At 73.1% G+C, this 15,863-nt stretch carries 12 protein-coding genes; 5 read left to right on the top strand and 7 right to left on the bottom strand.

All coding sequences use genetic code 11. The annotated features are described in order from the left end of the window. Positions 1–330: 330 nt before the first annotated feature. The 7 genes from ABZ809_RS31350 to ABZ809_RS31380 all read right to left on the bottom strand — a co-directional run bounded on the left by ABZ809_RS31350 (position 331) and on the right by ABZ809_RS31380 (position 10,296). Entirely contained in the window at positions 331–1,683 is a 1,353-nt protein-coding gene (locus tag ABZ809_RS31350) for a cytochrome P450 (RefSeq protein WP_357566249.1), read from the bottom strand. A gap of 100 nt (positions 1,684–1,783) precedes the next feature. Then, complete coding sequence (locus ABZ809_RS31355) at positions 1,784–2,779, bottom strand: TauD/TfdA family dioxygenase (RefSeq protein WP_357566250.1); 996 nt, start codon at positions 2,777–2,779, stop codon at positions 1,784–1,786. Between the two features lie 51 nt (positions 2,780–2,830). After that, a complete protein-coding gene (locus tag ABZ809_RS31360) occupies positions 2,831–5,893 on the bottom strand; it encodes a condensation domain-containing protein (RefSeq protein WP_357566289.1) in 3,063 nt (1,020 codons plus the stop codon). A 2-nt stretch (positions 5,894–5,895) separates the two neighbouring features. Beyond that, a complete protein-coding gene (locus ABZ809_RS31365) occupies positions 5,896–7,686 on the bottom strand; it encodes a non-ribosomal peptide synthetase (RefSeq protein WP_357566251.1) in 1,791 nt (596 codons plus the stop codon). Between the two features lie 4 nt (positions 7,687–7,690). After that, positions 7,691–8,512 carry a hypothetical protein gene (locus ABZ809_RS31370; protein ID WP_357566252.1) on the bottom strand — a complete coding sequence of 274 codons (822 nt, stop codon included), beginning with the start codon at positions 8,510–8,512 and terminating at the stop codon, positions 7,691–7,693. Positions 8,513–8,590: 78 nt separating this feature from the next. Beyond that, positions 8,591–9,352 (bottom strand): ABC transporter permease, encoded by a 762-nt coding sequence (locus ABZ809_RS31375; RefSeq protein WP_357566253.1) that lies wholly within the window; start codon positions 9,350–9,352, stop codon positions 8,591–8,593. Beyond that, positions 9,352–10,296 (bottom strand): ABC transporter ATP-binding protein, encoded by a 945-nt coding sequence (locus tag ABZ809_RS31380; protein ID WP_357566254.1) that lies wholly within the window; start codon positions 10,294–10,296, stop codon positions 9,352–9,354. The genes ABZ809_RS31375 and ABZ809_RS31380 overlap by 1 nt, the downstream gene beginning before the upstream one ends. Before the next feature lie 376 nt (positions 10,297–10,672). On the opposite strand from ABZ809_RS31380, the gene ABZ809_RS31385 reads away from it, so the two are divergent. The 5 genes from ABZ809_RS31385 to ABZ809_RS31405 all read left to right on the top strand — a co-directional run bounded on the left by ABZ809_RS31385 (position 10,673) and on the right by ABZ809_RS31405 (position 15,863). Next, on the top strand, positions 10,673–12,145 hold the full coding sequence (locus ABZ809_RS31385) for an amidase (protein WP_357566255.1): 1,473 nt from the start codon (positions 10,673–10,675) through the stop codon (positions 12,143–12,145). A gap of 163 nt (positions 12,146–12,308) precedes the next feature. Continuing rightward, the gene (locus tag ABZ809_RS31390) at positions 12,309–13,241 is read left to right on the top strand and encodes an ABC transporter ATP-binding protein (protein WP_357566256.1); all 933 of its coding nucleotides are present in this window, start codon (positions 12,309–12,311) and stop codon (positions 13,239–13,241) included. Next, positions 13,238–14,071, top strand: coding sequence for an ABC transporter permease (locus ABZ809_RS31395; protein ID WP_357566257.1), 834 nt, complete (start codon positions 13,238–13,240; stop codon positions 14,069–14,071). The genes ABZ809_RS31390 and ABZ809_RS31395 overlap by 4 nt, the downstream gene beginning before the upstream one ends. A gap of 41 nt (positions 14,072–14,112) precedes the next feature. Next, a complete protein-coding gene (locus tag ABZ809_RS31400) occupies positions 14,113–15,261 on the top strand; it encodes a histidine kinase (RefSeq protein WP_357566258.1) in 1,149 nt (382 codons plus the stop codon). Continuing rightward, complete coding sequence (locus ABZ809_RS31405) at positions 15,258–15,863, top strand: response regulator transcription factor (protein ID WP_101411373.1); 606 nt, start codon at positions 15,258–15,260, stop codon at positions 15,861–15,863. Before ABZ809_RS31400 ends, ABZ809_RS31405 begins: the two co-directional genes overlap by 4 nt.

Here is a 15,863-nt window from a genome sequence, read left to right on the forward strand (position 1 = left end):
TGCATGGTGGGGGGTATTGGGTGGGAAGTGTGGAGTTGCTGGTCAGGCATTGTGGACGGGTGGTGGGGCATGAGACCGTCACACCGGTGTGGTGACCTGGGCACGGACGATGCGGGAACGACGCTCGCGGAATCGGGTGGGTCGTTACCGGCGATCAATTGACGAGGTTAACCCGTTGTCGACGCGTCCGGAGCGTGATTGTTCGCGGGGTCCGGCGCCCGGAGAACGGGGACACGGCACGCCGCCGCCGGGGACAGGGACCCGGGTGGATCGGGTCCACGTCCCCGGCGGCGGTCCGCCCGTTCGGCAGGGCGGGCTGATCAATTCGCGCTACCGCGCGGGGCGTCGAACGACGCCTGTGGCCCTGGGGCGGGGCGGGGCGGGTCCGAGTTCGGCGAGGTGGCCGTGATCGTGTCGGCCGTGGCACCGGCCCTCCGCGCGTCCCGCGGCGACGGGCCGGGCGGCGCCCGTCAGACCGTGACCGGCAGCGACAGGAGCGCGGGAATGAACGGATAGGGGCGGCAACGCCAGCGACTCCCGGGGCACGGCCAGCCTGATGTCGGGGAACCGGGTGAACAGCTCCCGCAGGGCGATGGTCACCTCCATCCGGGCCAACTCCGCTCCCGCGCAGAAGTGCGGACCGCCGCCGAAGACCAGGTGCGCCTTGTCGGGGCGGTCGATGTCGAACACGTCGGGGTCGGGGAACCGCCTCGGGTCGTTACCCGCGGCGGCCACGTGCAGGACCACCGTGTCGCCTTTGTTGATCTTCGTGCCGTCGATCTCCATGTCCTCGGTGGCGAAGCGGCGGAAGGCGTGGTGCACCGAGGGGTTCCGGCGCAGCATCTCCTCGACGGCCTCGCCGAACAGGTCCGGGTCCTGCCGGAGCCGCTGCAGCGTCTCCGGGTTGTCCAGCAGGGCCAGCGCGCCCCGGCTGATCATGCCCGCGGTGGTGTCGTAGCCGCCCAGCATCGTCAGCGCGGCCAGGACCAGGACCTGCTCGACGGTCAGCATCGGGTTGCCGTCGTCGTCCCTGGTGTGGATCCAGTACGAGAAGAGGTCCTCGGTGGGCTCCGCCGCCTTCTGGCTGCGGATCACCTCGAGCATCTCCAACATGTCCGCGCGGAGCTGGGCGTTGGTCTCGTCGTCGCTGCCGAAGCCGAGGTCCGCCATCCTCTTGAGGTCCTTGCGGTATTCGTCGGGGATGCCGAGCACGTCGCAGACGATCGTGATCGGCAGGACGGCCCCGAAGTCCCCGACCAGGTCGCCGCCGCCCGCCGCCTCGAGGGCGTCCAGCCGTGCGGCGACCAGCTCCTGTATTCGGGGGCGGAAGGTCTCCAGGTTGCGGGGCAGGAAGGTGAAGTTGATCATCTTCTTGAGCCGCGTGTGCTGCGGTGGGTCGAGGGTGACGATCGTGCCGGTCGGCGTGCCCTCCGGGAAGCGCTGACTGGTGAAGTCGCCGTTCGAGTATTCACGTGGCCGCGCCAGGCGTTTGTCGCGTAACGCGGTGTAGACCTGGGCGTGGCCGGTGACCAGCCACACCCGGCCGTGGTCGTCCATGCACGTCCGGTGGACGGTGCCCTGCTCGTGCATCGCCGCGTAGCGCTCGTTCGCCACGTACGGCGTCGCGAAGTAGTCGTCGTCCATCAGCTTCGTCAGCCCGTGCACCGGGCACCTGCTCGCCATGCCGCCCTCACAGTGATCGATGAAAGAATCGCCGGCGGCATCCGGTTCGACCGGATCCGCCCCCCGACAGCGGTCCGCTCCTCGTCTGGGAGTGGGATGATCAGTTGGCGCTGCTGAGCACGTGCCCGTCAGCCGGCCGCATGGCGCGCGAGCGCCGGAAGTCGCGGTGTACGAAGATCCGCTGGAGCCAGCGGTCACGGCCGTCGTAACGGGGAGTGAACTCGGTCCGGCCGTGCAGGGCCAGCCGGTTGTCGACGAACGCGAGGTCGCCGGGTTCCAGGATGAAGGTGCGGCGGACGGTGCGCAGCGCGTCGCCGAGCATCGACAGGGCCTGCGTGGCCTCGGGATCGAGGGGGAAGGAACTCTCGAAGTCGACCTGCACGTCCGGGTCGTCGAGGCTGCCGCTGAGGATGCCGTGCGGCTCGGGCGCGCTGCGCAGGTCGCCGAACGACGCGGGCGGCTCGGTGACGAAGCGCGGTTCGTGCAGCACCTGGCGGACCTGCTCGGACAGCAGGGGCAGCGCGTTGCGGATCGACGTCACCTGCAACCCGGCCACGTTGTCGTGGTCGTTACGCAGGCAGTGCAGGCCGACGTAGTCCGGGCGGTGCAGGTGGAAGGCGTTCTCCACGTGCATCGACAGCGACACCGAGCCCGCGTTGCCCTGGAACTTCTCCATGCCCGGCACCGGCACGACGTCCTGCACGAGCGCGCCGCTCTTCTCCTCCTTGAAGGCGATGAGTTCGCCGAGTTGCAGCCCGAGCAGCACCTGGGCGGCGGCGGGCACCGTGGACTCCCGCTGCACCGAGCCGGCCACGGTGGGCGTGGCGGGCAGCTCGTCGACGTCCACGGGCAGGTTCCGCACGAGCAGCACGGCGTCGAGCCCGGGGTCCCAGGCGAAACGGCGCACCATCTGCCGCAGGCGTACGGGCAGGTTGCTGGACAGCTCACGGGCCGTTTCGAGCCAGCCGGCCGCGTCCACCAGACGCGGCGGCCGTCCCGCCAGGTAGCGGGCGATCGTGTCGACCTCGATGTTCTCCTCTCTGGTCAGGGTGATCATGCGGTCGGTGCCGCGGGTGGGTTGGACGTCTACGGTCACGCCGAGCCTCCTCTGCTGAAGGGTCGAGACGGTGTGGGGGTGCGCGATCGGTCAGTCGTCGTCCTCGTCGTCGTCCCAGATCGCGGATCGGAGGTGCTCGGCGAGCTGCCGCGGCGTCGGGTTGCCGAACAGGTCGGCGAGCGCGACCGGCTGGTTCAGCTCGCTGCGCACGCGCTGCACCAGCTGTGCGCCCAGCAGGGAGTGGCCGCCGCTGGCGAAGAAGTTCGAGTCCGCGTGCAGGTCGGGGCGGTCGAGCAGCGCGGCCCAGATCGCGACGAGGGCCGAGGTCGTCTCGTCCGGCGGCTCGGCGTCCGCGGCCGCCCGGGACGCGGCGAACGCGACGAGGGCCGCCCGGTCCACGGTGCCCGCGACGGTGAGCGGCAACTGGTTCAACACGACCAGCTCGGGCGCGAGCGACAGGGCGGCGCGGGCGTGCTCGCGCAGCCGCTCCGCCACGTCCGGCTTGCGGGACTCGACGAACGCGACGACCGAGGCGTCCGGCGCGTCCCCGCCAGAGCTCACAGGGTCGACGGAGCCGACAGGGTCGACGGAGCCGACAGGGCCGACAGGGCCGACGGAGCCGACGGCGGCGACCGCGTCCACGTCCGGGTGGGCGGCGAGGACGGTCTCGACGTCGGCGAGGTGGATCCGCTGCCCGGCGACCCGCGCCTGGGCCGACAGCGGGCCGACGACGTCGATCTGGCCGTCGGGCAGCAGCCGCGCCAGGTCCCCCGTGCGGTGGAACCGCCCGTGCACCGGGTGCTCGCCGAACCGGGCGGCGGTCAGCTCCGGCCGGCCGTGGTAGCCGGCCGCCAGCGTGTCGCCGGCGACGCACAGCTCGCCGCGTACGCCGATGCCGACCTCGTGCGGCGTGCCGGGTTCGGTGACGAAGACGCGGGCCGTCGGGAGGACACCCGTGCCGTCCCAGCCGCCGCCGAGCCCGGCGTACCCGGCCACGCCGGGCGTGGTGTAGCCCTGCTGCGGCGTGCCGCCGGTGGCGCGCAGTTGCGCGGCCAGCTGCTGGGGGAGCGGGTCGTGACCCACCAGGACGGTGCGGCCCGCGAGCCGGCCGCCGGCCTGCTCGACCACCTGACGCCACACCGCCGGCGGCGCCTGGACCACGTCCACCCCGTGCCGCTCCAACAGCTCGCCGAGCGCGTTTCCGTCGGTGCGGGCCTGGTCGGGGACGACGACGACCCGGCCGCCCGTGGTCAGCGCCACCAGCAGCTCCGTCAGCGACGCGGCGGTGGCCGAGCTGCTCAGCCACGACGTGACCACCGGCCCGCTGGCGACCCGCTCGGCGAGCTGCGCCACGGCGCCGGCCAGGGCCCGGTGGGTGACCGTCACCGCGAGCGGCGTGGGCGTGTCGAGGTGGTACTCCAGGTAGGCCACCGCGTCCGGGTCGGGGCCGGCCGGCTCGTCGGTGGGCACGGTCGCGGCGGCGGGGACGGCGGGGAGGCGCACCGCGCCGGGCACGGGGAAGCCCTCGGCTGCCAGCACCGGGCCCGCGCCCGAGTCGGTCAGTCGCGCGGCGAGGTCGGGCACCGGTTGGGTCGGGTCGAGCAGGACGCAGCGCGCGCCCGCCAACCACACGCCGAGCCAGGCGGCGGCCAGTTCCGCGCCGCGTGGCGCCAGCACGGCGACCGTGCCTCCGGCCGAGGCCGCCACCAGGTCCCGGGTGGCGAGCGCCGCCGACCACAGCTGGCCGTACGTGACGGCTCCGGTCACGTCCTGCACCGCGACGCGCTCCGGGCTCGCGGCGACCGTCGCGCGCACCGCGTCGAGCACGGACGCGGTGGCGGCCGTCCGTGGCGGTGGCACCGGTAGGGCGAGGTCGCTCGCGCCGTGGCGGGGCAGCCGCGCCACCGGCTCCTCCAGGGCCTCGCCCAGCCCGACGAGCAGGGCGTCGTAGCGTTCCAGCAGCAGCACGACGTCGGCCGCGTCGAAGGCGTCGACGCAGAACGCCGCGCGGACGGTGGTCTCGTCCGCGCCCGGCATGATGAAGAACTCCAGGTCGAAGCGGCTGTAGCCGTTCTCCACCAGGACGTGCCGCACCGGCATCCCGGTCAGCGTGGCCGACGCGTCGACCGTGCCGGGCACGTAGTTGAACAGGTGCCGGAAGAACGAGCTGCGCCACGACGAGGGCGCGTCCCCGAGCACGGCGGGGGACACGTGCTCGAGCGGTACGTCGGCGTGGCTGATCGCCTCCAGGAAGGTGCTGCGGGTCTGCTTGACGACGGCGCGGAAGTCGGCCGCCGGGTCGACCCGTACCCGCAGCGGCACCAGGTTCGCGTGGTAGCCGATGGCGCTCATGCTGCGCTGGTCGCGGACGTTCACCGGGGTGCCGATGACCACGTCGGAGCCCGCGCCGTGCTGGGCGAGCAGCACGGAGTACGCCGCGAGCAGCACGACCGCCTCGGACGCGCGCAGCTCGCGTTGGAACCGGCGGACCACGGCGCGGGCCGGCGCGGAGAGCGCGTGGTGGACGGTCCGGGCCCGCAGGGACGACGCACCGACGGAGGGGCGGGCACACCACAGGCCGGACTCGGCGGGCCGCAGCCCGTCGAGGTTCTTCCGCCAGTACGCGACGCTGCGCTCGTCCGGCGCGCGCTCGGCGAGCGCGGCCACCGGCGAGCCGTCCGGCGTGCGCCCCGCCGCGACCGTCTCGTACGCGGCGAGCAGCTCGCGCAGCAGGATCGTGGTCGACATGGCGTCGAAGTTCAGGTGGTGCACCACGACGCAGCACACGTCGCCCTCGGCTCCCGTGTGGACACCCGCCCGCACCAGGGGCCGGCCGTCGATCGGAAACGGTTCGGCGGCGAACGCGGTCAGGTCGGCGTCCCGCCCGGCCGCCCCGGACGGGATGTCCAGCACGGGCACGTCGACCGCGTCGGGATCGAGCACCTCCCGGGTGAGCGTCGCGTCGTCGGCACGGAACACGGTGCGCAGCACCTCGTGCCGGACGAGGACCGCCCGCAGCGTCGCCGCGAACAGCCCCCGGTCGATCCTGCCGGCCACCTCGAAGGCGACCGTGACGTTGTTGACCCCGGTGTCGGGCACCAGCCGTTCGAGCAGCCACATGGCTGCTTCCTTCCTGCTGGCCGCGATGCTCATGCTCACTCGTCCCCTCCATCGGCGTCGGCGCAGATCTCGGCGAGTCGCGCCACGGTCCGGTTTTCCAGCACGTCGCGCAGCGACAGCGTGAGCCCGCGCCGGCGTGCCTCGTTGACCAGCTGGGCGGCGCCGAGGCTGGACCCGCCGCGGAGGAAGAAGTCGTCGTCGACGCCGATCGAGGAGGCTGCCGTGTAGGTGGCGAACAACTCGCACAGCAGCGCCTGCAACTCGTTGACCGGGGCCCGCCCGCCCGGGGTGCCCGCGACCTCCGGCATCGGCAGGGCAGCCGTGTCGAGCTTGCCGTTGACGGTCAGCGGCAGCGCCGCGAGGGTCACCACGACGCTCGGCACCATGTACTCCGGCAGGGCCTCCCCGAGGTCCTTGCGTAGCTGCTGCGGGTCGATCCGCGCGTCCGCCTCCGGCACGACGTACGCGACGAGCTGCTTGACCTCCGGGGCGTCGGTGCGGATCACCGCCGCCGCGTGCCGCACCTCCGGTCGGCGCAGCAGCGCCGCCTCGATCTCCCCGAGTTCGATCCGGTAGCCCCGGATCTTGGCCTGGTTGTCCACCCGCCCGCAGAACTCGTACTCGCCGTCGGCGGTGGGGCGGACCCGGTCGCCCGAGCGGTACATCCGGGAGCCGGCCGGGCCGAACGGGTCCGGGAGGAACCGTTCGGCGGTCAGGGCGGGGCGGCCGAGGTAGCCGCGGGCCAACTGGCCCCCCGAGATGTACAGCTCGCCGATCACGCCGGGCGCGACCGGCCGCAGCTGCTCGTCGAGCACGTGGAAGCGCACGTCCGGCATGGGCTGGCCGATGGGCAGCGGCCCCGGCGGCACCGGCTGGTCCGGCTCGATGACCACGGTGCTGCACCCGACGGTCGTCTCCGTCGGGCCGTACTCGTTGACCACCCGCGCCCCCGGGTGCCGGCGGCGCCACGCGTCGACGGTCTCGCCGAGCAGCAACTCGCCGCCGGCCATCAGCTCCCCGGTCGGGGACGCCTCGGCGGGCAGCGCGGTGAGCAGCGGGATGTGCGACGGCGTCACCTTGACGAACGTCGGGCGCTGCTGGCCGTACGGTCCCGCCGCCGGCGTGCCCATCTCCTCCAGCGCGCCGAGGTGCACGCAGCCGCCCGTCGCCAGCGGCGCGTAGAACGCCGTCACCGTCAGGTCGAACGCGAAGGACGAGTGCAGCACCGCCCGCCCGCGCACGCCCGGGTAGGAGCGTTCGACGTGGCGCAGGTACGTGTCGAGCTGGCGGTGCTCGATCACCACGCCCTTCGGGCTGCCGGTGGAGCCGGAGGTGTAGATGACGTACGCGGAGTTGGCCGGCCGCAGCGGGGCGAGCCGGTCCGCGTCGGTGGGATCGGTGGCCGGCTGGTCGGCGTACGCCTCCGGCCCGTCGAGCAGGAGCCGCGGCAGGTCCGAGCCCGGCACCGCGTGCTGGTCGTCGGAGGTCGTCAGCAGCAGCATGGGCCGCGCGTCGGTGAGCATGTGCTCGATCCGTTGCGCCGGGTAGCTCAGGTCCAGCGGCAGGTAGGCCGCCCCGGCCTTGACGGTGGCCAGCGCGGCCACCACCAGGTGCGCGGAGCGGATCCCGATGGCGACGAGCCGCTCCGGACCCGCGCCGAGCGCCACCAGCCGGTGCGCGAGCCGGTTCGCCTCGGCGTTCAGCTCGGCGTACGTCATCCGGTGCTCGCCCCACACGAGGGCGGTGGCCTCCGGGGTGCGCCGCACCTGCTCGGCGAACAGGTCGGGAAACAGCGCGGGCGCACGGCCCGCCCGGCTCGACGCCATCGCGTTACCCCGCGATCCGCGCGTCGGCGTCCGAGCCGGTCATCAGGCCGGAGACCGCCGCGGCGACGTCGGGGTGCCGCAGCATCTGGTCGTGGTCGACGTCGAGCCGGATGTTCCGCCCGAACACCTGCTCCCGCTGGGTGGAGTGCGCCGAGGTGATCGCCGTCGCCGTCTCCCACCGCGCGGTCGGGTCGATCTCCGTCGCCGCCCGCAGGTAGCCGACGAACGAGGCGAAGCTGCCGCCCAGTTCGCCCCGGACGTCGTCGTCCAGCCCGAGCCGGCGGCCCGCGACGTCGATCGCGTCGGAGAAGATCCCGGCGAGCGCGGGCCCGATGAGGGTGAGGTCGTCGAGCCCGTACTTCTCCTGGACCGCCTGTCCGTCGGCGTGGAACGCGGCGATCTCCTCCGGGGAGAGGATGGTCCGCAGCGCGTCCGCGGCGGCGTGGAAGTCCCGGTACAGGCCGACGATGTTCGGCAGCTCCGGGTCCAGCAGGATCAGCGTGGGCGCCCCGTCCTGCACCTCGGCCAGCCGGGACGCGAGGGGGGCGGCGAACACCGCGCCCACGCAGTAGCCGATCACGGTGTCGACCGTGCGCTCGCGTCGGCGTACGCCCTTGACCCACCGCTCGACGTAGTCGTCGCCGGACATGGTCTCCTCGGCGCCCGAGGCCGGCGCCACCGTCTCCCAGATCTCGCCGGGCGCGCTCAGCAGCGGGACCAGGTCCCGGAAGCACGCCTGGGTGCGGCCGGTGCTGGTGAAGTCGACGGTGAGCGTGAGGCCGCCCGGCCCGCCCTTGCGCAGTATCTGCCAGGAGTTCTTCTTCACGATGCAATCCCTCGTCGTAGCGGTGCGTACGGTCGTCGTTCAGGGGGCCGGGGTCCGTCCGCCTCCGGGCGGGGGCGCTCAGACGCGGGCGCTGTCCCGCAGGTACCGCATGATCACGGCGCCGCCGAGCACCACGGTCCAGCCCGCGAGCACCACGGCGGCGAGCCCGAGCCGGGCGCTGTCCTCGAACGGGCTGTGGCCGACCTCGGCCAGCCAGTGGCTCGGCATGATCGCGGACACCGTCTGCAGCCACTCGGGGAACGCGACCGACGGGATCAGCGCGCCGCCGAGCACGCCGAGCAGCATGTGCGAGACGGAGGTGAGCACCTGCACGCTCTCGGCGGTGGCGACCTGGCCGATGAAGACGCCCAGCAGCGCGAACGGCAGCGTGCCGAGCCAGACCCCGAGCACCAGTTGCAGCCAGCCGCCCACCGGCAGCCGGACGCCCTCCAGCAGCGCGCCGGTGAGCGCCACCACCGTGATCGCCGGCAGCGCCACGACCATCGCCGCGGCCAGCTTCGCCGCCAGGTAGGAGGTCGGCGACAGGGGGGTGATGCGCAGCTGGCGCTGCCAGCCCGTGGACCGCTCGATGGCCACCCTGGTGCCGACGTTCAGCGCGACGAAGAGCGCGCCGAAGGCGGCGAGACTGCCCAGCAGGTGCTCGCTGAAGTTGATGGCGGTGCCTCCGCCGCCTCCACCGCGGAACATGTTTTCCTGCATCAGCCCGAACAGGTTGGCCTGCATCAGGTAGAGCAGCGTCGGGAACAGGAACGCGACGATCCAGAACTTGCGGGCCCGGATCACCCGCTTCACTTCGAGCTTGAGGAAACCGGCGCTCATCAGGCGGCCCCGCCCTTCGTCGCGGTGAGGGCCAGGAACGCCTGTTCCAGGCCGAGGGCGCCGATCTCGACGTCGTACGCCCGGGGAAAGCGCGCGAACAACTCCCGGGCGGTGGCGTCGGAGTCGGAACTGACGAGTTCGACGCGCTGGCCCCGGGCCTCGGCGGTCATCACGCCGGGCAGCAGGCGCAGCTGCTCGACCGTCGCGTCCGGAACGGTGGCCGACAGCGAGCGCCCCGCCACCACACCGCGGATCTCGGCGACGGTGCCGTCGGCGATGATCACACCGGACTGGACGAGCACCACCCGGTCGGCGAACTCCTCGGCCTCCTCCATGTAGTGGGAGGCGAAGACCACGGTGCGCCCGGAGTCGGTGAACTCCCGCATGGCGGCCCAGAACACGTGGCGGGACTCGACGTCCATCGCCACCGTCGGCTCGTCCAGCACCAGCAGCCGCGGGTCGGACACCAGGGTGAGCGCCAGCCGCAGCCGCTGGCGTTGACCGCCGGAGAGCCGGGTGCGCCGGTCGGCGACGTCGGTGAGGTCGGTGCGGCGCAGCACCTCGGCGATCGGCAGCGGGGCGGCGTGCAGCGACGCCACCATCGTGAGCAGTTCGCGGACCGACACGTCGTCGAGCAGCGCGCCGTCCTGGAGCGTCGCCCCGATGACGCCCCGGAGGATGGCCTCCCGCGGGGTGTGCCCGAAGACGCGGATCTCGCCACGGTCGGGGCGGGTGAGCCCCAGGATCATGTCGACGAGCGTGGACTTGCCGGCGCCGTTGGGCCCGAGCAGCGCGACCACCTCGCCGGGAGCGATCCGCAGGTCGATGCCGTTGACGGCGCGCACGTCGCCGTAGCTCTTGTGCACGGCCGACACGTCGATCGCCTGTGGGTCTACCGCACCGAGCGTGGGTGTGGCCACGAGGTTCCCGATTGCGTTGGTCATTGAATTCCCCATTAGATCGGTGCGGGTATCCGAATAGTATTTAGCAGCGTGACTCGGTCGGAATCCAGGAGTTCCGGGGCCAGCCATCGCGAGAATTGGCGTCCGACGCGCCTTATTCCGGGGGGGTGAGGGGTGTCCGTAGGGGTTACCCCGCGGCGGCCGTACGCGCCATCGTCGGACCTGTCGTGGTCTGGGCTGTGCGCTCCGGTGGCCCGTACGTGGAGGAGTTCTTCTGTGGCGCGTTTGAAGGGGAACGGTCACCGCCATTCATTGGACGGTGCCGGAAAATCGGCCGGCAAGGCCCGTGCCGGCGCCACCGGTGGGCTGTTCGTATTTCCCGCGGCGAGCCGGCGGACGCTTTCGGTGGTGAGCTGACATGGCCGACGACCGCCTCGCCGAGGCCGCCGACCGGGCGGACCGGCTCGACCCCGTACTCGGTACTTTCCTGCACCGGTTCCCCGTCGACGACGCCCGCCCGGACGGTCCGCTGCGCGGCACGCTGATCGGCGTCAAGGACGTCGTCGCCGTGGCCGGCGCCCCGAGCACGTGCCAGAGCACCGTGCACGACGCGAGCTGGTGGGCCGACCGCGACGCGCCCGTGGTGGCGCGGCTGCGCGCGGCGGGCGCGGTGATCGTGGGCAAGACCACCATGGCGGAGCACGCGCTGTCCCGGCCGGACCCGGACGCGCGTTTCCCGCTGCCCCGCAACCCGTGGGATCCCCACCGGTGGACCGGCGGATCGAGCTGCGGCAGCGCCAACGGCATCCCCGCCGGGTTCTTCGACGCGGGCATCGGCACCGACAGCAACGGCAGCATCCGGATCCCGGCCGCGATGTGCGGCGTGACCGGGCTGAAGCCGACCCAGGGGCTCCTGCCCGCGACGGGCGTCCACCCGCTGGCGCGTTCCGTGGAGACGGCGGGGCCGCTGGCGCGTACGGCGCGGGAGTGCGCACGGCTGCTCGCCGTCATGGCGGACCGCCCGGCGGAGCTGTCCCGGTCGCCGCTCGCCGACCTCGCGGGCGTACGCGTCGGGGTCCCGCGCGACCTCGTGCAGTACGCCGCCGCGCTGACTGACGACACCGCCGCGGCCTTCGACGCCGCGCTCGACGAGCTGCGGGCGGCGGGGGCCGAGGTCGTCGACATACCGCTCGACGAGGCGTTCCCGCTCTTCGCCGCGCAACTCGTGACCATGATGGTGGAGGCGTTCGAGGTGCACGGGGCGCGCTTCCGGGCGCGCTGGGCCGACTACGGCCGACCGTTCCGGTGGAACGTCGTGCTCGGCGGGGTGCTCTCGGCGGAGACGTACCTGCGCGCCCAGCGGGTGCGCGGCTGGGGCGCCGAGGCGCTGCGGGCGCGGCTGCGCGACGTCGACGTCATCGCCACGCCCACCTGGCCCTCCGTCGCCCCCCGCTACGACGACCCGGCCAGCCTCCAGATGATCTCCCTGCTGCCCAGCGTCTGGAGCGCGGTCGGTTTTCCCGCGCTGGCGCTGCCCATGGGGGCGGACGGCGACGGCCTGCCGCTGTCGCTGCAACTGGCCGCCGCTCCCGGCCGGGACTTCGAGCTGGTCGACATCGCCGACGTGTACCAGCGGCGGACGGGTTGGCACGATCGGGAGCCGAAGCTGGACGTCGTCTCGGACCTCGCGCCCGTGTGCTCGCCGGAGGCGCCCACCGACAGCGTCGACCCCGCCCGGCGGGCCCGGCTGGCGGAGGCGACCGCCGCGCTGGGCGTACCGATGGGCGACGACGACCTCGACCAGGTGACCATGACGTGGTCGAAGGTCGACGCGCTCGTCGGGGTGCTGCCGGACCTCCCGGTCGACGTGGCCCCGTTCACCCCCAGGTAGTACGTGTAAGGAAGGGCACCTTCCTGTCGCCCGGGCGACAGGAAGGTGCCCTTCCTTACACCCGGGGTGTGGGGGACGCATGGGTGAGGTGTGTGTACGACACGGTCGGGACGTGACGCCATGGGGGTTGGAACTGTCGCCGTCGGACGGCAGCCTGATAACCATGGATGACGTCGTGATCGAAGTGGACGGGCTGCGCCGCAGCTACGGGGAGTTCGAGGCGGTCCGCGGGATCTCGCTGAGGATCCGCCGGGGCGAGCTGTTCGCCCTGCTGGGCACCAACGGTGCCGGTAAGACCACCACCATCGAGGTGCTGGAGGGGCTGCAGCCGGCCAGCTCCGGCCGGGTCCGGGTGCTCGGGCTGGACCCGGTGCGGGACCGCACCGCGCTGCGTCCCCGGACGGGGGTGATGCTCCAGCACGGTGGGTTCACCGGCGCGCTGACCGTCCGGGAGACGGTGGAGGCGTGGCGTTCCCTCACCGTACGCCCGCACAGCGCCGTGGAGGTGCTGGAACTGGTGGACCTGACCGGCCGGATGGACGTGGCGGTCGACCAGCTCTCCGGCGGGGAGGGGCGCCGGCTGGAGCTGGCGTTGGCCGTGCTCGGCAAGCCGGAGGTGCTCTTCCTCGACGAGCCGACCACCGGCATGGACCCGGCATCCCGGCGCCGCACCTGGGACGTCGTCCGTGAGCTGCAGAAGGGTGGGACCACCGTCCTGCTCACGACGCACTACCTGGAGGAGGCGGAGGTCCTCGCCGACCGGGTGGCGATCATGCGGGGTGGGAACCTGGTCGCCACCGGGGCCCCGGAGGACGTCGTACGCACCCTGCCCGCCCGGATCACCTTCCGGCTGCCGGCCACGGACGTGCCGCCGGACCTGCCGCACGCAACCCGCCTGGTCGACGGCGACCGGGTGATCTACGAGTCCCGTCAGCTCCAGGCCGACCTGACCCGGCTGCTCGAGTGGGCCAACGCGGGCGACATCCGGCTGGCCAGCCTGTCGGCGCGACCGGCCACCCTGGAGGATGTCTTCCTGGACATCGCCGCCGACCACGACCTGACCGACCAGCACGCGGAAGCGGAGGCCGCCCGATGAGCGAGACGATGACGACGCAGAAGCCCGCCACCACCGTGTCCCGCGACCGCGCCGCCAAGCCGATCTGGCAGGTCATGGCGATGCTGCGGATGGAACTGTTGGCGCTGCGGCGCAACTGGACAGCCACCGCCATGTCCGTGGTGACCCCGCTGATGATCGCCCTCCTGCTCGTCACCGAGTACAAGGGCCAGACGGTCGCCGGCGTCGGCCGGGTCGTCAGCGTCACCACCCTGATCATGGTCTTCCTGGTGCACCATCACCTGACCACCGTGTACGCGGCCCGCCGCCAGGAGTTGGTGCTCAAGCGGCTGCGCGCCGGGCTCCCCTCGGACCGCACCATCCTGTTCGGCACGGCCAGCAGCACCGTGGTGCTCTTCATCGCCCAGTTCGTCGCGTTGGCCGTCTACGCCGTCCTGGCGCTCGACCTGCCGGTGCCCAGGAACCCGCTGGTCATGGCGGTGGCGCTGCTGCTCGGGTCCGCGATCATGGCGGCGTTCTCGGCCGCCCTCTCCGCGATCACCCGCAGCTCCGAGGCGGCCATGCTGACCACCCTGCCGACCGTGGTGATCTTCCTCGCCACGCCGGGCGCGCTGCTGCCGCTGAACACGTTGCCGGAGTCGTTGGAGCGGGCGCTCTGGTTCCTGCCGAACGGGCCGTTCACCGAGGTCATGCGCATCGGCTGGCTCGCCCGTACGGACGAGGGGCAGACGCTGAGCCTGGTGGAGACCTTCGTCGAGACGCTGCCGTCCTTCGGTGTGCTGCTGGCCTGGCTGGCGGTGTCGCTCATCGTCGCCGGCCGGTACTTCCGGTGGGAGCCCCGGCACGGATGATCGAGGCAGCCATCGCGTCACCCGGTACGGGGAACGTGCGCATGGAACGGGCGCAGGTCGAGCGGGAGCTCGGCCTGCGCCGCGCCCGTGCCGTCACGTTGAGCACCGTCGGCAGCGGCGTCCTCGGGACGCTGCTGCTGGCCGCGACCGGGTTGGCGCGCGAAGAGGATCCGCGTTGGACGGTGGTCGGGGCGGTGGGGATCGCCCTGTTCGTGGCAGCGCAGGGTGGCGCACTGTACGGGGCGATCACCCCCTGGCTGGCGGCGGTGACGCGGCGTCGGCTGCTCGCCGCGTTCGTCTGTGCCGCCGTGCTCTCCGTGCCCCTGGTCGGGCCGGTGGGCGGGCCGGAGTGGGCGACCTGGGGTTTCCTCGGCGCCTCCGTGATCGGCTCGGTGCCGATGCTGTCGCGCTGGTGGGCCGCCGGCCCGGCGGTGCTGCTGACCGTGACCGTGGCCGCCGGGGTGGCGGCGTGGACGGGGGCCCCGATCCGCGACCACGTCACCATCGTGGTGGTCGCCGGGCTTTCCATAGCCGCGTGGAACGCCCTTCAGCTCTGGCTGTGGGGGCTGCTCGTCGAGGCGCAGCGCGGGCGGGCCGCGCAGGGGCGGCTCGCCGCGACCGAGGAGCGGCTGCGGTTCGCCCGGGACGTGCACGACCTGCTCGGGCACAGCCTCTCGGTGATCGCGCTCAAGGCGGAGCTGGCGTCCCGGCTCGCGGCGTCCGACGCCGGGCGGGCCAGCTCGGAGGCGGCCGAGGTGCAGCGGCTGGCCGCCTCGGCTCTGGTCGAGCTGCGCGAGGTCGTGCACGGCTACCGCGCGGTGGACCTGGGGGACCAGATCGCCGCCGTGGAACAGGTGCTGCGTTCCTCCGGGATCCGCTGCGCGGTGGCGTTGCCCCCGGACGACGTACCGTCGGAGGTCGCCCGGCAGTTCGTCGCGGTGCTGCGGGAGGCGAGCACCAACGTGTTGCGGCACAGCAGAGCCACCTGGTGCACCATCGAGATCAGCCAGGACGAGGACGAGGTACGGATGACGATGACGAACGACGGCGCCGAGGGGGCGTCGCCGGACCGGCACAGCTTCGGGCTGCGCGGGCTGGCCGAGCGGCTGACCGAGGCGGGAGGGACGCTGCGCCACCGGCTGGACGCCGGGGTGTTCCGCCTCGACGTGACGGTGCGGACCCGCCCGTGATCCGCGTGCTGCTCGCCGACGACGAGGACCTGATCCGGGCCGCGCTGGCCGCCCTGCTCGGCCTGGAGTCCGACCTGGAGGTGGTGACCGAGGCGCCGGACGGGCGGGCCGCCGTCACCGCCGCGCTCGCCCACCGGCCGGACGTCGCGGTGGTGGACCTCCAGATGCCGGCCCTGGACGGGCTGGAGGTGACCGCCGAGCTGGCTCGTGTCCTGCCCGCCTGCAAGGTGGTGATCCTGACCGGGCACGGCCGGCCGCCGCACCTGCAACGCGCGCTGGCCGCCGGGGCCAAGGGGTTCCTGCCCAAGGGCGCCCCGGGCGGGACACTCGCCGACGTCATCCGCCGGGTGCACGCCGGTGGCCGGTACGTCGACCCGGCGCTGGCGGCCGACGCGCTCACCGCGCCGGAGTGCCCGCTCACGCCGCGGGAGCTGGACGTGCTCCGGCTGGCCGAGTACGACACCCCGGTGGCCGAGGTGGCGCGGCGTACCCACCTGTCGGCGGGCACGGTCCGCAACCACCTCTCCGCGGCGGTCAGCAAGCTCGGGGTGGCCAACCGGGCGGAGGCGTTCCGCACCGCCCGGGACAACGGCTGGCTCTGA

Source organism: Micromonospora sp. NPDC047074 (genome assembly GCF_040643815.1).
Classification (GTDB): domain Bacteria; phylum Actinomycetota; class Actinomycetes; order Mycobacteriales; family Micromonosporaceae; genus Micromonospora.